The organism is Micromonospora sp. LOL_014 (assembly GCF_048060245.1).
Lineage (GTDB): Bacteria > Actinomycetota > Actinomycetes > Mycobacteriales > Micromonosporaceae > Micromonospora_E.
Genome location: NZ_JBHMIP010000027.1, coordinates 25739 through 45733, shown reverse-complemented (window position 1 = coordinate 45733; position 19995 = coordinate 25739). Strand labels below are relative to the sequence as shown.

Below are 19995 nucleotides of genomic sequence, written 5' to 3'. Positions count from 1 at the left end.
CGGGCACGCTAACCTGCGCCCCCGTGCAGCGGCCGGGCGGGGCGGTCGCTGCACCGCCGACACTGCTAGCGTCGTGCCGTGTCCCGCAACCGGACCGAACGCCTGGTCAATCTCGTGATCTGCCTGTTGTCGACGCGGCGCTTCCTGACCGCCGCGCAGATCGCCGCGACCGTACCCGGCTACGAACACGATCCGTCCGACGTCCGTGACCACGAGGCGTTCCAGCGCAAGTTCGAGCGGGACAAGGCGGAGCTGCGCGACCTCGGCGTGCCGCTGGAGACCGGCGCGGCCAGCGCCTTCGACAGCGAACCGGGCTACCGGATCGCCCACCGCGAGTACGCGCTGCCGGAGATTCCGCTGGAGCCGGAGGAGGCCGCCGCGGTCGGCATCGCCGCCCGGCTGTGGCAGCATGCCGGGCTGGCCGCCGCCGCCTCGTCCGGACTGGCCAAGTTGCGGGCCGCCGGCATCGACGTGGATCCGCAGGCCACCCTCGGGGTGGAACCGGTGGTCACGGTCGACCCGGCGTTCGCCGCGTTGACCGCCGCGGCCCGTGACCGGCGTCCGGTGACCTTCGACTACCGGGTGCCGAGCGGCGACACCCCCACCCGGCGGCGGCTGCAGCCCTGGGGGGTAGTCTGCTGGCGGGGCCGCTGGTACGTGGTCGGCCACGACCAGGACCGCGAGGCTACCCGCTGCTTCCGCCTGTCCCGGGTGGTGGGCGCGGTGCGGCTCACCGGTCGGGCCGCCAGTTTTTCCCCGCCGACCGGCGTCGACCTGATCAGTCACGTCGCCCGCTGGTCGGACCCGGTCGAACGTACCGGCGTGGCTACCGTGCTGGCCGGGCCGGGCCGGGCTGCCGGCCTGCGGCGCGGTGCGGAGTCCTGCGTCCCGGGCCCCGATGGAGACCAGCTGACCCTGCGCTACGCCGAGCCGGAGGCGCTCGCCGGCCAGCTGGCCAGGTACGGCGCCGACGTGCGGGTGCTCGATCCGCCGGAGCTGCGCGAGCTGGTGATCCAGCGGCTGAAGGAGATCGTGGTGGCGCACCAGCCGGCCGGTGCGGAGGTGCGAGGGTGACCACGTCCCGACCGACCGGCTCGCGGGCCTCCGCCGACCGGCTCGCCCGGTTGCTCAACCTGGTGCCCTACCTGCTGGCCCGGCCGGGCGTGGAGATCGCCCAAGCCGCCGCCGACCTGGGCACCAGCGCGCGTCAACTGCGGGAGGACCTAGAGCTGCTGTGGGTGTGCGGGCTGCCCGGCTACGGTCCGGGCGACCTGATCGACATGGCGTTCGATGGCGACCGGGTGACGATCACCTACGACGCCGGCATCGACCGACCGTTGCGGCTGACGCCGGACGAGGCCCTCGCCCTGGTGGTGGCGCTGCGGATGCTGGCCGAGACGCCGGGGCTGGCCAACCGGGACGCTGTGGAGCGTGCGCTGGCCAAAATTGAGGACGCGGCGGGCGAGTCGGCCGGTGCCCCGGTGGCGGTACGCCTGCCCGCTGACACGGCCCGGTTGGACCGGCTGCGGTCGGCGGCACAGAGCGGCCGGGCGGTGCGGATCACCTACTACACGGCGGCCCGCGACGAAACCACGGATCGGGTCGTCGACCCGATCCGGGTGCTCATGATCGGCGGTCGGGGCTACCTGGAGGCCTGGTGCCGGCGGGCCGAGGCGGTCCGGCTGTTCCGGGCCGACCGGGTCGACGCCCTGGTCGAGCTGGACCAGCCGGCCGCCGTACCGCCGCAGGCCGGTCGGCACGAGCCCCGGGAGGCCGCGTTCCAACCGACGCCGGGCCTACCGTTGGTGGTTCTGCGGGTCGGCCGGTGCGGCCGGTGGATCACCGAGTACTACCCGTGCGAGGACGTCCGGGTCGAACCGAACGGCGAGTGGCTGGTCACCATGCGGGTCACCGACCTGGCCTGGGCCCGCCGGTTCGTCCTCGGGCTGGGCCCCGACGTCACGGTGGTCGCTCCGGCGCAGTTGGTCGCGCAGGTGCACGCGGCCGCGTCCGCCGCGCTTGCCGCGTACGCCGTTCCCGGTGGTGCACCGGCTGCGGACCTGTCCGCTAGCGGCTAGTCTGCTCAGGTGCTGACCTGGATCGTTCTCGCCGTGCTGGGATGCGCGCTGTTGGTGCTCGTCGCGGCGGTCCGTCCGGTGCTGACCCGGTTGCCGGCGCTGCGCCGTGCCGCGCTCGCCCTGCAGCGCCGCCAGGACGAAGCGGAGGCGTTGGCTGCGCAGGCCGAGCAGTTGCAGCTGCGGCTGGCGAAGCTGGAGCAAAGCCTGGCGGCCACGGGTCCACGGCCCGGACGGCCCGGGGACCGGCCGGACGGCTGCGGCTGACCAGCCGGTCACGCCGGCCTGGCCTGTTCGTCCAGTGCCTGCGAAGCGCCGGTCAGCGTTGCGCCGTCCGTGGTTGACGAGTCAGTTGATCGTGGTTGAGACTCCACCGAACCCCGCCAGATTGACCCGGTCTGGCAGGTGGCGGACCCGGCGAACGCACGTACGATGGGCTCGTCACCACCGACGCACCGACTGGAGCTATGCCATGCATGCCCTGAAGCCGTGGCACATCGCCGTACTTGTGGTCGTGCTGATCCTGCTCTTTGGCGCCAAGCGGCTGCCGGACGCGGCGCGGTCGCTCGGCCGATCCCTGCGGATCATCAAGGCCGAGACGAAGAGCCTCGCCGACGACGACAAGGACCTCGCCGAGAAGGCCGACGCTCAGCACGGCCGTGCGCCGTACCAGGCCGAGCCGGTGATCGAGCCGACCAGCGTGCACCAGCCGGGCTACCAGCCACCGCCGGCCCCGACGGCCGATCAGCCGCAGCGCGTCCGCGACGCCAACTGACCGGAAAGGTCTCCTGCCGTGGGCTTCGCCCTGCGTCGGCGCGGTCCGAGCAAGTTCGACCGTGCCTCCGACGGCTCGATGACCCTGATCGAGCACTTCCGTGAGCTGCGTACCCGACTGTTCTGGGCCTCGCTGGCCATCGTCGTCGGGCTGATCGTCGGTTACTTCCTCGCCGATCCGGTGTACCAGCTGCTCAAGCAGCCGTACTGCGAGTTGCCCGGCACAGGCGAGACAACCGCAGACGGCACCTGCCGGGAATTCCTGCAGCTGTCCCCGGCTGCCGGCCTCGTCCTGAAGCTGAAGCTGGCGCTCTGGCTCGGCCTGATCGTCGCCGGACCCGTCTGGCTCTACCAGCTCTGGGCGTTCATCGCGCCCGGCCTGCACCGGCACGAGCGCAAGTGGGCGTACGTCTTCGTCTCGATCGCCGCGCCGTTGTTCGTCGCCGGCGCGGCGCTGGCCTACTTCGTCGTCGACAAGGGGCTGGCGTTCCTGCTCGAGGCCGGTGTCACCGGGGTGTCCACCCAGCTCGAGGTGACCCGGTACATCTCGTTCGTGACCACGATGATCCTGCTGTTCGGGGTCGCGTTCGAGTTCCCGCTGGTGCTGCTGATGCTCAATTTCACCGGCGTGGTCAGCGGGCGACGTCTGCTCAGCTGGTGGCGTGCGGTGGTCTTCGTCTGCTTCGCGTTCGCTGCGATCGCCAGTCCGGACCCGGGTCCGTTCGGGATGACCCTGCTGGCGTTGTGTCTGGCGCTGTTGTACTTCGTCGCGGTCGGGGTGGCTTTCCTCAACGACAAGCGTCGTGGCCGCGGCAAGGAGGTCTACGCCGGGTTGGACGACGACGAGGCGTCACCGCTGGACGACGACCCGCAGCCGGTGTCGGTCGCCGACCGCACCGAGACGGTCACCCCGGTCGTGCCGACCCAGCCGGTGCCGAAACCGTTGCCGATCGAGCGTCGCTACGACGACATGACGTGACCGGTCCGGCCGGCGGTCCGTCCGCCGTCGTGCCCGGCGCGGTCGCGGTGCTGACGAACCCGAGTGCCGGCCGTGGCCGGCACTCGGCCGTCCTGCCGCTGGTCCGTGACCTGCTGGCGGCGACCGGTCGGCCGGTGCGGCTGCTCACCGCCGTCGCCGCCGACCAGGCAGCGAGCGCCTGCCGGGCCGCGGTGGCCGGCGGCGCGGCCGCACTGGTGACCCTCGGCGGCGACGGCACCGTGCACCTTGCCCTGCAGGCGCTCGCCGGCACCGACATCCCGCTGGGTCCGGTGCCGACCGGCACCGGCAACGACTTCGCCGCCGGCACCGGTTTCCCGGCCGATCCGGCCCGTGCGGCGGCGGTGATCGCCGCCGCCTTGGCCGCCGGTCGGAGCCGGCCCGTCGACCTGGCCCGGGTGTCCGCACCGGGCCGGCCGGACCGGTGGTTCGGCGCGGTGCTGGCCGCCGGGTTCGACGCGGTCGTCAACGAGCGGGCCAATCGAATGCCCTGGCCGGCTGGGCCGCGCCGCTACGATCTGGCGATCCTGGTCGAGCTGGCACGGCTGCGGCCGAGCCGTTACCGCATGATGTGCGACGGCGAGCCGGACGAGCTCGACGCGGTCCTGGTCGCGGTCGGCAACTGCGCCAGCTACGGCGGCGGGATGCGGATCTGCCCAGCGGCCGACCCGACCGACGGTCTGCTCGACGTGGTGGTGGCCGGGCCGGTCTCCCGCCGTACGCTGATCCGGATCAAACCGCAGGTCCGAAGGGGCAGTCACGTCGACCACCCGATGGTGCGCAGTCTCCGGGCCCGCCAGGTGACGATCGAGGCGCCGGACCTGGTCTGCTACGCCGACGGCGAACGGCTCGGGCCGCTACCGGTGACCGTCACCGCCGTGCCGGGAGCACTGCGGCTGCTGCGGTGATCACCGGTCCGGCTCGCCGGTGGCCAGGTCGAGCACGGCCGCGAGTCCGTTGGCCCGGCCCGGGTCGGCCGCCGGCAGCACCAGCGCCGCGCAGCCGGCCCGTACGGCGCCCGCGTCGGCCGGCGTGTCGCCCACCATCAGGGTCCGCTCCGGATCGACCCGCAGCATCCCGCAGGCCCGCAGGAAGATCGCCGGGTCGGGTTTGCAGCGGCCCACCTCGTAGGACAACGCCCAGGCGCCGATCAGGTCGGCCAGGCCCCAGGCGGTGAAGTGCGGACGGATGTCGAAGCCGATGTTGCTGACCACGGCGACCGGCACCCCGGCGGCGTGCAGGGCCCGCAACGTCGCGGCGGTGTCCGCGTACGGCAGCCACCCGTCCGGGCCGAGCAGCCGCTGATAGAGGGCCTCGGCCAGGCCGTCCACCCCGCTGTCGACCGTCGCGGCCAGCCCGGTGTACGCGGCCCGGTGCGCCTGCGGATACAGGTCGCGGTCGGCCCACACCTCGGCCAGTTGCGGGGGGACCCGGGTGGGCAGTGGCCCGCCTGCCCGGCCGGCGGTCAGCAGCCGGTCGGCGAGGACGGTAGCCCGCCCCCGGTCCAGGGCCACCCCGCACGCCTCGGCACCCTGGGTGACCCAGCGGACCGGGTCCTCGACCTGGGCGAGGGTGCCGTGGAAGTCGAACAGGACCGCCTCGATTGGGCGGCGTCGTGGCCGGTCGGCCGGTTCGTGCCCGGGACCGGCGGATACGTCGGGGCGGGGGCGTTCGGGATGATCCGGCACGCCTGCACCTTATCGAGCCGGCTCGGCGGCCCGGTAGGTTGCCCTAACCCGAGTGGCGCCGCCGCCCGACCGGCGGCGCCCGCGAGTGACGAGGGCCCTGACCGGGACACTGCCGGCCGGCTGCGATTAATCTTGCGGTATGTCGAGCCCCGCCGAGCGGTACGCCGCAGCGCGCCGCCGGGCCGCGCAGGCCGCCGCCTTTCCCGCGCTCGGGGAGTTCGCCCTCGATCTCGGTTTCGACCTGGACGACTTCCAGCGGGCCGCCTGCCAGGCCCTGGAACGGGGTAGCGGGGTGCTGGTCTGCGCGCCGACCGGGGCGGGTAAGACGGTGGTCGGCGAGTTCGCGGTCCACCTGGCGCTGCGCGCCGGTGCCGCGTCGGCCGGCGGCCCGCCGCGTAAGTGCTTCTACACCACCCCGATCAAGGCACTGTCCAACCAGAAGTACCACGACTTGGTCGGTCGGTACGGCGCCGCCCAGGTGGGGCTGCTGACCGGGGACAACGCGATCAACGGCGACGCGCCCGTGGTGGTGATGACCACCGAGGTGCTGCGCAACATGCTGTACGCCGGCTCGGCCACTCTGGACGGCCTGGCGTACGTGGTGATGGACGAGGTGCACTACCTCGCCGACCGGTTCCGGGGAGCGGTCTGGGAGGAGGTGATCATCCACCTGCCGTCGTCGGTCACCCTGGTGTCGCTGTCCGCGACGGTGTCCAACGCCGAGGAGTTCGCCGACTGGCTGGTCACCGTCCGTGGCGAGACCGAGGTGGTGGTCAGCGAGCACCGCCCTGTCCCGCTGTGGCAGCACATGCTGGTGGGGCGGCGGATGTTCGACCTGTTCCACGACGCTGACGCGGCCCGTAAGCATGACGTGCATCCGGAGTTGCTGCGCTACAGCCGGGAGATGCTGCGCCGGCTGGAACTCGGTGACGGCCGTACCCACGGGCCAGGCTGGGGCCGGTCCGGTGGTCGCGGCCCGCGCTGGCGTCCCCCGCTGCGGGCGGACGTGATCGAACGCCTCGAGCGGGAAGGTCTGCTGCCGGCGATCCTGTTCGTGTTCAGCCGGGCCGGGTGCGACGCCGCCGTCGCCCAGTGCCTGGCCGCCGGTCTGCGGCTGACCACCCCGGACGAGCGCGCCGAGATCCGTCGGCTGGTGGAGGCGCGGCTGTCCAGCCTGCCGGCCGAGGACCTGTCGGTGCTCGGCTACTGGGGCTGGCTGGACGGGCTGGAACGCGGTCTCGCCGCGCACCACGCCGGCATGCTGCCGGCCTTCAAGGAGGTCGTCGAGGACCTGTTCGTCCGAGGCCTGATCAAGGCCGTGTTCGCCACCGAGACGCTGGCGTTGGGGATCAACATGCCGGCCCGCTGCGTGGTGCTGGAGCGGCTGGTCAAGTTCAACGGGGAGGCGCACGTCGACCTGACCCCGGGCGAGTACACCCAGCTGACCGGGCGGGCCGGCCGGCGCGGCATCGACGTGGAGGGCCACGCGGTGGTGGTCTGGTCGCCGGAGGTCGATCCACGGCACGTCGCCGGGCTCGCCTCGACCCGGACCTACCCGCTGCGGTCGAGTTTCCGACCGTCCTACAACATGGCGGTCAACCTGGTCGGCACCGTCGGCTTCAACGCCGCCCGGGAACTGCTCGAGTCGTCCTTCGCCCAGTTCCAGGCGGACCGGTCGGTGGTCGGCCTGGCCAGGCAGGCGCAGCGCAACACCGAAACCATCGAGGCGTACGGCGTCGAGACGCGCTGCGACCTCGGCGATTTCGACGCGTACTTCGATCTGCGGGTGGCGATCGCCGACCGGGAGCGGGAGCTGGCCCGGCAGGGTCAGCAGCAGCGGCGCACCGCGGCGGTCGACTCGCTGGAGCGGCTGCGGGTCGGTGACGTCATCCGGGTGCCGTCGGGCCGGCGGGCCGGGTTGGCTGTGGTGCTGGACCCTGGGGCGGGCGGGTTCGGCGAACCCCGCCCGCTGGTGCTGACCCAGGACCGGTGGGCGGGCCGGGTGTCGGTCGGCGACTTCACCGTCCCCGCGGAAGTGCTGACCCGGATCCGGGTGCCAAAGCATTTCAACCACCGGTCACCGGCGGCCCGGCGGGATCTGGCGGCGGCGGTCGCCGGGACGGGCCTGGGTCGCCACGGCGGACGCCGCCGGGGGCGTGCGCGCGGTGACCGGGACGACGACCGGATCACCCAGTTGCGGGCCGAGCTGCGTCGGCACCCCTGCCACAGCTGTCCGGACCGGGAGGAGCATGCCCGCTGGGCAGAACGACGGCACCGGCTGGCCCGCGACACCGACGAGCTGCGGGCCCGGGTGGCGGGCCGGACCGGATCGTTGACCCGGACCTTCGACCGGGTCTGCGGTCTGCTGACCGACCGCGGCTACCTGACATCCGACGGTACGGTGACCGACGCAGGGCGGATGCTGGCCCGGATCTGGACGGAGACCGACCTGCTGGTCGCCGAGTGCCTGCGCCGAGGTGTCTGGGACGGTCTGGCGCCGGCGGAGCTGGCCGCCGCGGTGTCGGTGGTGGTGTACGAGGCCCGCCGTGACGTCGACGAGCGGGCGGCGCTGCCGCGGGGGGCGGTCGCTGTGGCGGTGGACGCCACCACTGCGATCTGGGCCAGCCTGGAGGCCGACGAGGCGGCCGCCGGCCTGGAGTCGACCCGGGAGCCGGATCTCGGCTTTGTCTGGCCGATCTACCGGTGGGCCCGGGGCGAGCCGCTGGCCAAGGTGCTGGCCAGTGGGGACAGCCTGGACGGGGAGATGCCGGCCGGGGACTTCGTCCGGTGGGCCCGGCAGGTCGCCGACATGCTCGGGCAGCTGGCCCAGGCCCGGGGTGCGTCGCCGCAGCTGGCGCGGACGGCCGCGCAGGCGGTGTCCGCGCTGCAGCGCGGCGTGCTGGCGTACCAGACGGCGGGGTGACTGTCGGTTGACGGTCGAATAGCGTGCCGTGATCACCGGTACCGGTGGTGCATCACAATGTCGACACGGCCCGACGAAACAACCAAACGATCGCTTGCGAAGACCCTTTTCGCTGCTCACCATCGGTTCGGGGAGTACCAGCCTGTGGTTCGGGCCGAAGGGGTGGACATGGCAGATATCAACCATTTTGAATATGGCTTCATTACGCCAACGCTGAGTTACGCGTTGTCGGTGCTCGGTTCGTTTCTCGGACTGATCTGCGCCGTGCGGGTCCGGGAGTCGGACACCCCGGGCCGGCGGGCCTGGTGGCTCTCGCTGTCGGCGTTCGCGATCGGTGGCACCGCCATCTGGACCATGCACTTCATGGCGATGCTCGGCTTCAGCGTGGCCGGCACCCAGATCCGCTACGACATCGCGATCACCATCGCCAGCGCGGTGATCGCGATCGCCGCAGTCGCGTTCGGGCTGTTCCTGGTCGGCTTCGGCCGGCCGTCGCTGGTGAAGATCCTGCTCGGCGGGGTCATCACCGGCCTGGGCGTGGCCGCGATGCACTACACCGGAATGGCCGCGATGCGGCTCAACGGCGACATCGACTACGCGCGGGGCCGAGTGACGCTCTCCGTGGTGATCGCGGTGATCGCGGCAACGGTGGCGCTGTGGCTGGCGGTCACGGTCCGCCGGCCGCTGGCGATGACCGGGTCCGCGCTGCTGATGGGTGTCGCGGTCAACGGCATGCATTTCACCGGCATGACGGCGATGTCGGTGCACCTGCACGAGCCGACCGGCGTGCTCAACGGGGCGACTGCGGCAACCCTGCTGGTACCGATCGGCGTGGCGGTGCTGCTCGTGGTGATCGGCCTGGTGTACGCGGTCCTGTCCGCCCCGACCGAGGAGGACCGGGCGGCGGCGGCGTACCTCGACGCGCGGATTGCCGAGCGGCGTAGTACCCCACAGCCACCGACCCCGGCCCGGCCGAATGGGTTCACCCCGTTACGCAGCGGCTCGAACACCAGCGGTGAGCAGAACGCGTCGAGCCGGTCAGGCGGTTACAACGGGTTCAACGCCTGACCGCTAGCGTCCGCACCGCCGGACCCGCCGGCGCCCTGTGCCATCGCGTCGACCAGCCGCCGGCAGGAACCCGCGAGGTTCCACCGGTCCGCCAGCTCCATCAACCGGTCGGGGTCGGCCGGTGCGGCGGGCAGCCGCACCGGTTCGACCGCCAGATCGAGATCCCTGGCCACCCGTACCACGGTCGGCGCGACCGCCAGGTAGTCGCGGGCGGCCGCCAGTCGGGCCCGCAGACCGGGAGCGAACCCGGACCGTTGGTCGTCCAGTGCCGCGACCAGCCCGGCAAGATCGCCGTACCGCTGCAGCAGCCGCGCGGCGGTCTTGGCGCCGACGCCCGGCACTCCCGGCAGGCCGTCGCTCGGGTCGCCACGCAGTGCGGCGAAGTCGGCGTACCCGGCGGGCGGTACGCCGAAGCGCTGCTCGACGGCCGCGCCGTCGCAGTCCTCCAGCTTGGCCACCCCCCGACCGACGTAGAGCAGCCGGACCGGGTGGTCGTCGTCGACCAGCTGAAACAGGTCCCGGTCGCCGGAGACCACCTCGACCGGGCCGGCCTGGCGGGTGGCGAGCGTACCGAGCACGTCGTCGGCCTCATAGCCGGCCACGCCGACCGCCGGCACCCCCAGTGCGGACAGCACGTCCCGCAGTACCGGCAGCTGCGGCACCAGGGTGTCCGGGACGATCTCCCCGCCGGTGGGCGCGACCCGGTGTGCCTTGTACGACGGCAGCAACCGCACCCGCCACGCGGGCCGCCAGTCGTGGTCGAGGGCGCAGATCAGCCGCGCCGGCCGCCGCCGGGTGATCAGCGCGGCCAGCATGTCGAGGAAGCCGCGTACGGCGTTGACCGGTTCGCCGTCGGCGGTGCGGGCGGCGGACTCGGGCACCCCGAAGTACGCCCGGAAGTACAGGCTCGGAGCGTCGACGGCCAGCAGAGAGTCGGATCGGTTCACGCGCTACAGCCTCGCACAGCCCGGTGACACCGCTGGTTGTCCGGCACGGCCGTCGGGCCGGTGCGGCAGGCTGCCGACATGAGCTTCCTGCCCGGCCTGGAGCTGAGCCGCCGGTTTCACCACGCGGTGGTGGCGCCGGCGATCGCCGCTCGGTTCCCCCGGCTGCGCTACGCCGCGGCCCGGATGGACACCGGTTCGGAGCTGTTCGGGTTCGACACGGAACGCTCCCGCGACCATGACTGGGGCCCGCGGGTGCAGGTGTTCCTCGACTGCGCCGACGCCGGCCTGGCCGACCAGGTGTGCGCCGCCGTCACCGAGGACCTGCCGGCGACCTTTCTGGGCTTCCCGACCAGGTTCGCGCCGGACGCCGACCGCACCTTGGGGGTGCCGGCGCTCGACGGTGCCCGGCACGGGGTGACGGTGACGGACGTGTCTGCCTGGTGCCAGCGGGTGCTGGGCTTCGATCCGGCCGACGGGCCGGGCCGGCTGGACTGGCTCGCCACCCCGACCCAACGGCTCGCCGAGTTCACCGCCGGGGACGTGTTCCACGACGCCCTGCCGGACGTGGTGACCCGGTCGGCCGGGCCGGTCGGTGGGCTTACCGGTCGCCGTGCGGTTCTCGCCTGGTACCCACCGGACATCTGGCGGTACGTGCTGGCCGCCGCCTGGGCCCGGGTGGCCAGCGAGGAGCCGTTCGTCGGCCGGTGCGGGGAAGTCGGCGACGAGATCGGCGGCGCGGTGATGACCGCCCGGATCGTGCGGGACCTGATGCGGCTGGCGTTGCTGGTCGGCCGCTGCTACCCGCCGTACCACAAGTGGCTGGGCAGCGCGTTCGCCCGGCTGCCGGACGACGACGGGCTGTGTGCGACGTTGGCCGCGGCGTTGTCGGCGACCGGGTGGAGTGTGCGGCAGCGACGGTTGTGCCAGGCGTACGAGCTGCTGGCGGTGCGGACCAACCAGCTCGCGCTGGCCGCGCCGGTGGAGCCGACGGTACGGCCGTTCCGGGACCGGCCGTTCCTGGTGCTCGACGCGGCCAGGTTCGCCCGGGCCCTGTGGTCGGCGATCGGTGACCGCGAGCTGCGGGCGTTGTCGGTGCTGGGGGCGGTGGATCAGGTCATTGACCACACCGCGCTGCTCACCGATGTCGCGCGGACCCGCTCGGTGGTGGGTTGTGTCCTGGGGCTGGTCCACAACAGGACGCAGCCAAACGAACGTTAAGCTTGCTGGGTGTCGATCGGCACCGTCAGCCTGCCACCGCGGGCCGGCGCCGGCCCGCTCACCACTCTGGAGCGCACTCACCATGACCGTCGAACGAGTCCTGCCCACGCCCGAGGCATACGACCTGATCGAGTTGGCCACCGAGCTCGCCGACCGGGAGCTGGCCGGCCGGGCCGCCGAATTCGAGGTACGGGCCGAGTTCCCCCGGGAGGTGGTCCGCACCCTCGGCCGGGCGGGTCTGCTCGGCCTGCCGTTCGCCGAGTCCGACGGCGGCGCGGGCCAGCCCTACGAGGTGTATCTGCAGGTGCTGGAGGTGCTGGCCAGCCGTTGGTTGGCGGTCGCCGAGGCGGTCAGCGTGCATACGTTGTCGTGTTATCCGGTGGCCGAGTACGGCACCGACCGGCAACGGAAGCTGCTGCCGGAGATGCTCGGCGGTGAGCTGCTGGGTGCGTACTGCCTCAGCGAGCCGCAGGGCGGGTCGGACGCGGCGGCGCTGACCACCCGGGCGGTTCGTGACGGCGACGACTACGTGGTGACCGGGACGAAGGCGTGGATCACCCATGCGGCGGTGGCCGACTTCTACAACGTCTTCTGCCGCACCGGCGGACCGGGAACGCGGGGCGTCTCGTGTCTGTTCGTCCCGGCCGGCACCGCCGGCGTGCTGCCGCAGCCGGCGGAGCGCACCATGGGCCTGCGCTCCTCCCCGGTCGCCCAGCTGGTGTTCGACCAGGCCCGGGTGCCGGCGGACCACCTGGTCGGTGCCGCGGGCTCCGGCTTCGGTGTGGCGATGTCCGCGCTGGCCGCCGGCCGGCTGGGGATCGCCGCCTGTGCGGTCGGGCTGGCCCAGGCCGCGCTCGACCACGCGGTCGGTCACGCCCGGCAGCGGGAGCAGTTCGGCCGGCCGATCATCGACCTGCAGGGGCTGGGGTTCCTGTTGGCGGACATGGCCACCCAGGTGTCGGCCGCTCGGGCGGTGACCCTGGCCGCGGCCAGGTTGCGCGACGCCGGTCGGGCGTACGCCGTCGAGGCGGCCAAGGCGAAACTGTTCGCCACCGACGTCGCGATGAAGGTCACCGTCGACGCGGTTCAGGTGCTCGGTGGGTACGGCTACGTGGCCGACCATCCGGTGGAGCGGTACCTGCGGGAGGCGAAGGTGCTGCAGATCGTGGAGGGGACGAACCAGATCCAGCGGGTGGTGATCTCCCGAGCACTGGCCCGGTGACGGTAGGTTTCTCGCCGTGGAAGAGACCGATCGCGCTATCGTCGCCGCGCTGACCACCGACGGCCGGGTGTCGTACACCGAGCTGGCCGAGCGGGTGGGCCTGTCGGTGTCGGCGGTTCATCAGCGGGTGCGCCGGCTGGAGCAGCGTGGGGTGGTCAACGGCTACACCGCCCGGGTGTCGTACGAGGCGGTGGGGCTGCCGTTGAGCGCGTTCGTCGCGATCCGGCCGTTTGACCCGTCCCAGCCGGACGACGCCCCGGAACGGCTGTCGCATCTGCCGGAGATCGACTCCTGCTATTCGGTGGCGGGGGAGGACTTCTACCTGTTGCTGGTCCGGGTGGCGAGCCCGGCGGATCTGGAACGGCTGTTGCAGGAAATCCGGACGGCGGCGAACGTCACCACCCGGACGACGGTGGTGCTGTCCACCCCGTACGAGTCGCGTCCGCCGAAACTCGTCTGAGTCTGCCGCCTGGCGTCCTCTCGGCTCGGCTGCCGGGAAGTCTCTTCCTATTGTCCTAGGACGCGTTAGGCGTTGAGTCTGACGCCATCCCGTACCTCAACGACCCAGCAATCACACTGACCGCCGTACCGTTTGAAGCCCACGACGCCGGGCATGCAGGAAGCACGGACGGAAACCGTCCGGTCAGTACCGCGATAGGAGTGATCGACCATGGGCATGACCGACAAGGCACGCAGCAAGGCCGAGGAGCTCAAGGGCCAGGCGAAGGAGCGCTACGGCGCGGCGACCGACAACGAGCAGATGCGGGCCGAGGGCGCCGCCGAGGCGAGCAAGGCCCGGACCAAGGACGCGGGGGAGCACGCGAAGGACGCCGGCCGCAACGTACGGGACGCGTTCAGCGGCTGACGACCAGCGGGCCGGATCAGCCGGTGGTGGTCGTCCGTTGCCGGGACCACCACCGCTGTCCGGATTCCGGCAGCGTGTCGATCGGGTCGTAGTACGGGTACCGCCGTCCCAGGTCGTCGTCGGTGCCGTCGAGTGAGGTGCGGTAGTTCTTGGTCCAGTAGGAGATGCCGTGCTCGCGGTCGTACTCGGTGAGCATGTGCACCCAACGTTTGCCGACCAGCGGCACATCGCACACGATCCGTGGGGTGGCGTAGCCCGGTAGATAACCCATCAGGTCGTGCTGCAGCTGCTGCGCGGTCCAGACCGGGACCCGCCAGTGCTCGGCGTTGGGGATCATGTCGCAGAGATAGAAGTAGTACGGGAGGATCCCGGCTTCGCCCTGGAGCGCGAAGCACAGGTCGAGCAGGCTGTGCAGGTCGGCGTTGACCCCGCGCATCAGCACCCCCTGGTTGCGGACGTCGCGGATGCCAACGTCGAGCGCGGTCTGGGCGGCCCGGGCGACCAGCGGGGTGAGTGACTGCACGTGGTTGACGTGGGTGTGGATGGCGAGGTTGACGCCGCGGCTGGCGGCAGTGCGGGCGACGCGCTCCAGGCCGGCCACGACATCGGGCTGCAGCCAGTGCTGGGGTAGGCCCATGAGCGCTTTGGTGGCGAGCCGGATGTCCCGGATGCTGGCTATCTCCAGCAGGCTCTGCAGGTAGCTTTCGAGATGCCGCCAGGGGAGGTTCGCCACGTCGCCGCCGGAGACGACGACGTCGCGAACTCCGGGGTGTCCACGCAGGTAGTCGAGGTGTGTCTGGTAGCGGTTGGTGGGCTTGAGGGTCAGGCGGAGTTTGTCGATGGTCGGGGTGGAGTTGCCGACCAGGTCCATCCGGGTGCAGTGCCCGCAGTACTGCGGGCAGGTGGCGAGAAGTTCGGCGAGGACCTTGGTCGGGTAGCGGTGGGTCAGTCCTTCCGCCACCCACATGTCGTGTTCGTGCAGGGAGTCGCGGCTGGCGTACGGGTGGGACGGCCAGTCGGTCCGGCGGTCGCTGGCCAGCGGGAGCATGTAGCGCCGGATGGGGTCGGCCCGCAGGGAGTCGCCGTCGGGTGCGCCGCCCGGCACCATCGTGTTGATCATTTGCGGGGTGACCAGCATGGACATGGTGGCGTGTCGGCTCTGATCGGCGCCGAGTTCGGCGTAGAAGCCGTCGTCGACGAGGTCGCCGAGGACGGCGTGCAGTTGGGCGACGGTCTTGACGCAGTGGGCCCGTTGCCACTGGGCGGACTGCCACTGGTCGGGGGTGACGTCGCGCCAGCCGGGTAGTCGGGTCCAGTCGGGTTCGACGAGTTCGCGGCGCTGGTAATCGTACGGCTGGGGCAGCGTCGGGGTGGTTCCGGGGCTGTCTGCCGAGATGGGTTGCGGCATCGGTCCTCCTGGCTCGGTGCGTCCGGTGGGGCGTACCGCACTCCTGGATAATTTCCTGTGTGTTGACTAGTCTGCCGTAAGTCTTCCGGTCTTGCTAGGTGCCAGGTGGTGATTCGGTTGTCAATCGGTGGCTCTGGTGGCCAGGTGCCGTCTCCTGCGCAGGTGGGGAGCAGACTGAGCTGATGACGACTCGTACGGTGGGTTCGGAGGCCGGGCTGCCCGTGGTGCTGTACCGGAACGGCAGGTTGTACTGCCCGGCGGTGCCGGGAGCGACGGCGTTGCTGGTGCGTGGCGGCCGGATCGGCTGGTTGGGTACGGACGCGGACGCGCCACGGGCGGATGTCGTGGTCGACCTGGCCGGCGCGCTGGTGACCCCGGCCTTCGTCGACGCGCACGTGCACGCGACCGACACCGGTCTGGTGCTGTCCGGCCTGGATCTGTCGTCGGTGCGTTCGCCGGCCGAGCTGGTCGACCGGGTGGCCGGCTTCGCGGCGGGGCTGCCGCCGGACGCGGTGGTGCTGGGGCACGGGTGGGACGAGTCGACGTGGCAGCGGCCGGTGCCGCCGGACGCGCGGCAGTTGTCGGCGGCGTCGGGCCGACGGCGGGTGTACCTGTCTCAGGCGTCGATCCATTCGGCGCTGGTGTCGTCGGAGATGCTGGCGGCGGTGCCGGGTCTGGCGGAGCGCTCCGATCCGCCGGGTTGGGTGCGTGAGGACGACCATCACGCGGTGCGGGCGCTGGCGTTCGGGTCGTTGACGCCGGCGCAGCGTGCGGCGGCGCAGCGGGCCGCGTTGGCTGCGGCGGCCGGCGCGGGTATCGCGGCGGTGCACGAGTGCGGCGGTCCGCAGACGTCGTCGGAGTCCGACTTCGTCGGTGTGTTGGCGATGTCGGGCGACGGCCTGCCGGAGGTGTACGGGTACTGGGGGGAGTTTCTGGGCGCGGCCCGGGCACGGGAGCTGGGTGCGGTGGCCGCCGGTGGTGACCTGTACGCGGACGGCGCGTTGGGGTCGCGGACGGCGTACCTGTCGCAGCCGTACGTCGACGGCGGCGGCTGTGGCAGTTGTTTCCTGGACGCCGGTCAGGTCGCGGCGCATCTGGTGGACTGTGTCCGGTCGGGGGTGCAGGGCGGGTTCCATGCGATCGGTGACGCGGCGGTGGCGGCGGTCGTGGACGGCTTCGCGGTGGCGGCCGGCGAGGTCGGGGTGGACCGGCTGCGGGCCGGCCGGCACCGGGTGGAGCACGTCGAGTTGGTCGACAAACGGGTGATCGGGGCGTTCGTCGAGTTCGGGGTGGTGGCCAGTGTGCAGCCGGCGTTCGACCGGTTGTGGGGTGGCGAGGGTCAGATGTACGCGGCCCGGCTGGGCGTGGACCGGGCGTTGGCGTCGAATCCGTTCGGTGCGTTGCACGGGGTGGGCGTCACGTTGGCGTTCGGTTCGGACTCGCCGGTGACGCCGCTGGATCCGTGGGGTGCTGTGCGGGCCGCGGTTTCGCATTTCAATCCGGCGTCGCGGTTGGCGGTTCGGTCGGCGTTCGCCGCGCACACCAGGGGCGGTTGGCGGGCGTTGCCACCGGGAGTGGTGCAGACCGCGCAGGAGGGGGCGTTGGCGCTGGGCGCGGCGGCGACGTTCGCGGTGTGGCAGACGCCGGCGGGTGTGTCGGCGGACGGCCTGCCGGTCCTGGTGGCGGAGGATCCGGCGCTGCGCGGGCCGGCGGATCCGACGCCGCTGCCGCGGTGTCTGCGGACGGTGCTGCGGGGTCGGGAGATCTTCGTGGCGGCGGATCGGGCGGCCGGTGTGGGGTGAGCGGGGCGGCCGGTGACACGCCGGTGGCGGTGGTCGATGTCCCTGGGCCGGGTTGACAGCACCGGGGGTGGCCCGCGTACCGTCTTTGAGTCCTACCACGGGAAGCGGCTGTTGTTCGCTTCGTTTCTTCGTCCGCTGGCCGAGCGACTGTTGTCGCAGTGTGGTTGTGCCGCTCGTGGATTGCCACGGGTGGTGTCCGCATCGGCCAGGTCCAGTGGGCGAGGGTCGGCGAGGCGGCGCGAACCGGCCGCGACTTTCCGGTGTACGGGCAGGTGGTCGTGCGGGGCCAGTAGACAACGGTCCGTCGGGGGCAGCCAGTTCCCGGTTGGCCGGTCCGAAGGTCACCGTACGGTCGTCCTGCCGCATCGGCGGGGGAGGGGCCTGGGAGCGCGGGGCGCGGCCGATCGGCCGCGCCCCGATTTCTCGTTTGTCGGCCGGTGCGTCGCCGACCGTCGCTGTCGTCGTCGGATGGGCGGGATTGCCGGTAGCCTTCGTCGGACGGTTCGGTGGCTGCCGCGGGTGGTGGCCTGGCGGGTGGGGCTCGACGTGGCGATGGTGGATGCGGCGGTGGTGCCGGAGCGGTCGCGGCCGGTGGCGCTCGCGGCGGTGGACGGCCCGTTGGGGTTGCCGTGGGCGATCGGTCTGGCGGTGCTGTCGGGTGTGGCGCTGTTGGTGGCTTTTCCGCCGTACGGCTGGTGGTTGGCGGCCCCGGTGGGGGTGGCGGCGTTGTCGGTGGCGGTGCATCGGCGTCGGTTGCGGGCGGGTGCGGGTCTGGGGTTCGTGGCCGGGCTGGTGTTCTTCGCCCCGTTGCTGAGTTGGACGAATCTGCACACGGGCAGTTCGCCGTGGGTGTTGTTGTCGGGCTTGCAGGCCGGTTACCTGGCGTTGCTGGGTGCGTCGGCGGCGTTCGTGTCTCCGGTGGTGGATCGTCGCCGGGGCGTGCTGTGGCCGGTGGTGACCGGGTTGTTGTGGGTGGGGCAGGAGGCGTTGCGGGGTCGGACGCCGTTCGGTGGGTTCCCGTGGGGGCGGTTGGCGTTCAGCCAGGGTGATTCGCCGGTGTTGTCGTGGGCGGCGGTGGGTGGGGGGCCGTTGGTGACGTTCGTGGTGGCGGTGGCCGGTGGGGCGGTAGCGGCGGGGGTGTGGCGTTCGTGGCGTTCGTGGCGGGGTTTGGCGCTGGTGGCCGGGGGTTCCGGGGTGGCGGTGCTGGTGCTGCTGGTGGGTGGGTTGGTGCCGGTGGGGGGCGGGTCGTCGGGTTCGGTGGTGGTGGCGGTCGTGCAGGGCAACGTGCCGCGGATGGGGTTGGATTTCAACGCTCAGCGACGGGCCGTGTTGGACAACCATGTGCAGGGCACGGTCGGGTTGGCGCGGCGGGTGGCGGCTGGTGAGGTGCCGGCGCCGGATCTGGTGGTGTGGCCGGAGAACGCCAGCGACGTGGATCCGATGCGTGACGCGCGGGCGGCGGCGAGTATCGATGAGGCTGCGGCGGCTGTCGGGGTGCCGATCCTGGTGGGGGCGTTGGCGTACGGGCCTGGTGCCGGGGAGGTGCGCAACGTGAGTCTGGTGTGGGAGCCGGGTTCCGGTGGCGCCGTCGAGCAGGTGTACGTGAAGCGGCATCCGGTGCCGTTCGCGGAGTATGTTCCGTTTCGGCGGTTGGCGCGGATGGTCACCGATCAGGTGGATCTGGTCCGGGCCGATTTCGTGGCCGGTTCGCAGCCGGGTGTGCTGCGGGTCGGTCCGGTGGCGGTCAGCGGCGTCATCTGTTTCGAGGTGGCCTACGACGGGTTGGTTCGCGACACGGTGACCGGTGGTGCGCAGCTGTTGGCGGTGCAGACGAACAACGCGACGTTCAATGAGGCCGAGGCGGCGCAGCAGTTGGCGATGGTGCGGTTGCGGGCGGTGGAGCATGGTCGGGCCGGATTGATGGCGTCGACCGTTGGCATATCAGCGTTCGTCGATCAGAATGGGCGGGTGTCGCAGCCGACCCGGTTCAACACGGCGGCCGCCGTGGTGAGTGAGCTCGAGCTCGGGGCGACGCGTACTCTTGCGACTCGGATGGGGTTCTGGCCCGAAGCGGTGCTGGTGGTGTTCGCCGGCGTGGTGCTCGTCGCCGCGGTGTGGCTGCGGCGGCGGGTGGTCAGTTCGGATACGGAGGTACGGTGAGCGAGGCGGTGTCGGCGGGCGGTGGCCCGGAGGGCTACCCGGGTGTCGGTCGGGTGCTGGTGGTCGTTCCCACCTACAACGAGGCGGAGAACGTACGTCTGATCACCGCCCGGATCCGCGACGCCGTGCCCCAGGTCGATTTGCTGATCGCCGACGACAACTCGCCGGACGGTACCGGGGCGGTCGCCGATGAGCTGGCTGCGGCCGACGGCCGGGTGCATGTGCTGCACCGGCCGGGCAAGCAGGGTCTCGGCGCGGCCTACGTCGCCGGGTTCGGCTGGGCGCGGGAGCGTGGTTACGACGCGGTGGTCGAGATGGACGCTGACGGGTCGCATGCTCCGGAGCAGTTGCCGCAGCTGCTGGACGCGGCACGGGACGCCGACGTGGTGATCGGTTCCCGGTGGGTGCCGGGCGGTGAGGTGGTGAACTGGCCCCGGCACCGGTGGGTGCTGTCGCAGGGGGCGAACCTGTACACGCGGTTGGCGCTGGGTATGCCGGTGCGGGACGCGACCGGTGGTTACCGGGTGTACCGGATCGCGGTGCTCGACAAGGTCGACTACGCGAGTGTGTCGTCGCAGGGTTATTCGTTCCAGGTGGAGCTGACCTGGCGGGCACACCGCGAGGGGTTCCGCATCGTCGAGGTGCCGATCACGTTCACGGAGCGCGAGCAGGGCGCGAGCAAGATGAGCGCGTCGATCGTGCGGGAGGCGTTGTGGCGGGTGACCGTCTGGGGGGTTCGGGCCCGCCGGGACGGGTTGACCGGCCGGCCTCGCGACACGGCTTCGGCGCGCTGGCCGTGACGACGGCGCGTGTCATCCTGGACAGGTGACGTGACGCCACGTTCGCAG

Annotated in this window: 18 protein-coding genes; 15 read left to right on the top strand and 3 right to left on the bottom strand. The window is 71.9% G+C overall.

All coding sequences use genetic code 11. The features are described from left to right. The first annotated feature begins 78 nt into the window (after positions 1 to 78). The 6 genes from ACFHW1_RS22405 to ACFHW1_RS22380 all read left to right on the top strand — a co-directional run bounded on the left by ACFHW1_RS22405 (position 79) and on the right by ACFHW1_RS22380 (position 4754). The gene (locus ACFHW1_RS22405) at positions 79 to 1074 is read left to right on the top strand and encodes a helix-turn-helix transcriptional regulator (protein WP_416555825.1); all 996 of its coding nucleotides are present in this window, start codon (positions 79 to 81) and stop codon (positions 1072 to 1074) included. Then, entirely contained in the window at positions 1071 to 2078 is a 1008-nt protein-coding gene (locus ACFHW1_RS22400; protein WP_416555826.1) for a helix-turn-helix transcriptional regulator, read from the top strand. The genes ACFHW1_RS22405 and ACFHW1_RS22400 overlap by 4 nt, the downstream gene beginning before the upstream one ends. A 9-nt stretch (positions 2079 to 2087) precedes the next feature. Continuing rightward, entirely contained in the window at positions 2088 to 2342 is a 255-nt protein-coding gene (locus tag ACFHW1_RS22395) for a hypothetical protein (RefSeq protein ID WP_416555827.1), read from the top strand. Between the two features lie 205 nt (positions 2343 to 2547). Next, positions 2548 to 2850 carry a Sec-independent protein translocase subunit TatA gene (gene tatA / locus ACFHW1_RS22390; RefSeq protein ID WP_416555828.1) on the top strand — a complete coding sequence of 101 codons (303 nt, stop codon included), beginning with the start codon at positions 2548 to 2550 and terminating at the stop codon, positions 2848 to 2850. A gap of 18 nt (positions 2851 to 2868) precedes the next feature. Beyond that, positions 2869 to 3828: a twin-arginine translocase subunit TatC gene (gene tatC / locus ACFHW1_RS22385; protein ID WP_416555829.1), complete on the top strand. Its 960-nt coding sequence runs from the start codon at positions 2869 to 2871 to the stop codon at positions 3826 to 3828. Continuing rightward, the gene (locus ACFHW1_RS22380; RefSeq protein WP_416555830.1) at positions 3825 to 4754 is read left to right on the top strand and encodes a diacylglycerol kinase family protein; all 930 of its coding nucleotides are present in this window, start codon (positions 3825 to 3827) and stop codon (positions 4752 to 4754) included. Before tatC ends, ACFHW1_RS22380 begins: the two co-directional genes overlap by 4 nt. Here the strand turns inward: ACFHW1_RS22380 and ACFHW1_RS22375 are convergent, their stop codons facing one another. Beyond that, positions 4755 to 5450: an HAD family hydrolase gene (locus ACFHW1_RS22375; protein WP_416555874.1), complete on the bottom strand. Its 696-nt coding sequence runs from the start codon at positions 5448 to 5450 to the stop codon at positions 4755 to 4757. It abuts the gene before it with no gap. Between the two features lie 223 nt (positions 5451 to 5673). Between ACFHW1_RS22375 and ACFHW1_RS22370 the strand changes: the two genes are divergently transcribed. Together ACFHW1_RS22370 and ACFHW1_RS22365 are read left to right on the top strand one after the other, a co-directional pair. Then, the gene (locus ACFHW1_RS22370; protein ID WP_416555831.1) at positions 5674 to 8457 is read left to right on the top strand and encodes a DEAD/DEAH box helicase; all 2784 of its coding nucleotides are present in this window, start codon (positions 5674 to 5676) and stop codon (positions 8455 to 8457) included. A gap of 168 nt (positions 8458 to 8625) precedes the next feature. After that, positions 8626 to 9525 carry an MHYT domain-containing protein gene (locus ACFHW1_RS22365; RefSeq protein ID WP_416568622.1) on the top strand — a complete coding sequence of 300 codons (900 nt, stop codon included), beginning with the start codon at positions 8626 to 8628 and terminating at the stop codon, positions 9523 to 9525. Here ACFHW1_RS22365 and ACFHW1_RS22360 read toward each other — a convergent pair. Then, complete coding sequence (locus tag ACFHW1_RS22360) at positions 9504 to 10472, bottom strand: 5'-3' exonuclease (protein ID WP_416555833.1); 969 nt, start codon at positions 10470 to 10472, stop codon at positions 9504 to 9506. The two genes, ACFHW1_RS22365 and ACFHW1_RS22360, sit on opposite strands and share 22 nt — an antisense overlap. A gap of 78 nt (positions 10473 to 10550) precedes the next feature. Between ACFHW1_RS22360 and ACFHW1_RS22355 the strand changes: the two genes are divergently transcribed. From ACFHW1_RS22355 to ACFHW1_RS22340, 4 genes are all read left to right on the top strand, one after another. Next, the gene (locus ACFHW1_RS22355; protein ID WP_416555834.1) at positions 10551 to 11690 is read left to right on the top strand and encodes a DUF4037 domain-containing protein; all 1140 of its coding nucleotides are present in this window, start codon (positions 10551 to 10553) and stop codon (positions 11688 to 11690) included. A gap of 82 nt (positions 11691 to 11772) precedes the next feature. Further along, positions 11773 to 12912 carry an acyl-CoA dehydrogenase family protein gene (locus ACFHW1_RS22350; RefSeq protein ID WP_416591111.1) on the top strand — a complete coding sequence of 380 codons (1140 nt, stop codon included), beginning with the start codon at positions 11773 to 11775 and terminating at the stop codon, positions 12910 to 12912. A gap of 16 nt (positions 12913 to 12928) precedes the next feature. Beyond that, positions 12929 to 13372: an Lrp/AsnC family transcriptional regulator gene (locus tag ACFHW1_RS22345; RefSeq protein ID WP_416555836.1), complete on the top strand. Its 444-nt coding sequence runs from the start codon at positions 12929 to 12931 to the stop codon at positions 13370 to 13372. A 216-nt stretch (positions 13373 to 13588) separates the two neighbouring features. Further along, a complete protein-coding gene (locus ACFHW1_RS22340) occupies positions 13589 to 13777 on the top strand; it encodes a CsbD family protein (RefSeq protein WP_416555837.1) in 189 nt (62 codons plus the stop codon). A gap of 16 nt (positions 13778 to 13793) precedes the next feature. On the opposite strand, the gene ACFHW1_RS22335 is transcribed toward ACFHW1_RS22340, so the two are convergent. Then, entirely contained in the window at positions 13794 to 15185 is a 1392-nt protein-coding gene (locus tag ACFHW1_RS22335; protein WP_416555838.1) for a KamA family radical SAM protein, read from the bottom strand. Positions 15186 to 15367: 182 nt separating this feature from the next. Here ACFHW1_RS22335 and ACFHW1_RS22330 point away from each other — a divergent pair, with 182 nt between their 5' ends. The 3 genes from ACFHW1_RS22330 (at position 15368) to ACFHW1_RS22320 (ending at position 19947) form a co-directional block, all read left to right on the top strand. Next, positions 15368 to 16987 carry an amidohydrolase gene (locus ACFHW1_RS22330; protein ID WP_416555839.1) on the top strand — a complete coding sequence of 540 codons (1620 nt, stop codon included), beginning with the start codon at positions 15368 to 15370 and terminating at the stop codon, positions 16985 to 16987. 552 nt (positions 16988 to 17539) lie between these two features. After that, complete coding sequence (lnt, locus tag ACFHW1_RS22325; RefSeq protein ID WP_416616034.1) at positions 17540 to 19147, top strand: apolipoprotein N-acyltransferase; 1608 nt, start codon at positions 17540 to 17542, stop codon at positions 19145 to 19147. After that, complete coding sequence (locus tag ACFHW1_RS22320; RefSeq protein WP_416616030.1) at positions 19144 to 19947, top strand: polyprenol monophosphomannose synthase; 804 nt, start codon at positions 19144 to 19146, stop codon at positions 19945 to 19947. Before lnt ends, ACFHW1_RS22320 begins: the two co-directional genes overlap by 4 nt. The last annotated feature ends 48 nt before the right edge of the window (positions 19948 to 19995 follow it).

Coding starts and splice junctions, on each gene's coding strand:
- ACFHW1_RS22365 (WP_416568622.1), top strand. CDS start 8,626: ATGGCAGATATCAACCATTTTGAATATGGCTTCATTACGCCAACGCTG.
- tatA (WP_416555828.1), top strand. CDS start 2,548: ATGCATGCCCTGAAGCCGTGGCACATCGCCGTACTTGTGGTCGTGCTG.
- ACFHW1_RS22335 (WP_416555838.1), bottom strand. CDS start 15,185: ATGCCGCAACCCATCTCGGCAGACAGCCCCGGAACCACCCCGACGCTG.
- lnt (WP_416616034.1), top strand. CDS start 17,540: ATGGTGGATGCGGCGGTGGTGCCGGAGCGGTCGCGGCCGGTGGCGCTC.
- ACFHW1_RS22350 (WP_416591111.1), top strand. CDS start 11,773: ATGACCGTCGAACGAGTCCTGCCCACGCCCGAGGCATACGACCTGATC.
- ACFHW1_RS22340 (WP_416555837.1), top strand. CDS start 13,589: ATGACCGACAAGGCACGCAGCAAGGCCGAGGAGCTCAAGGGCCAGGCG.
- ACFHW1_RS22355 (WP_416555834.1), top strand. CDS start 10,551: ATGAGCTTCCTGCCCGGCCTGGAGCTGAGCCGCCGGTTTCACCACGCG.
- ACFHW1_RS22370 (WP_416555831.1), top strand. CDS start 5,674: ATGTCGAGCCCCGCCGAGCGGTACGCCGCAGCGCGCCGCCGGGCCGCG.
- ACFHW1_RS22330 (WP_416555839.1), top strand. CDS start 15,368: ATGACGACTCGTACGGTGGGTTCGGAGGCCGGGCTGCCCGTGGTGCTG.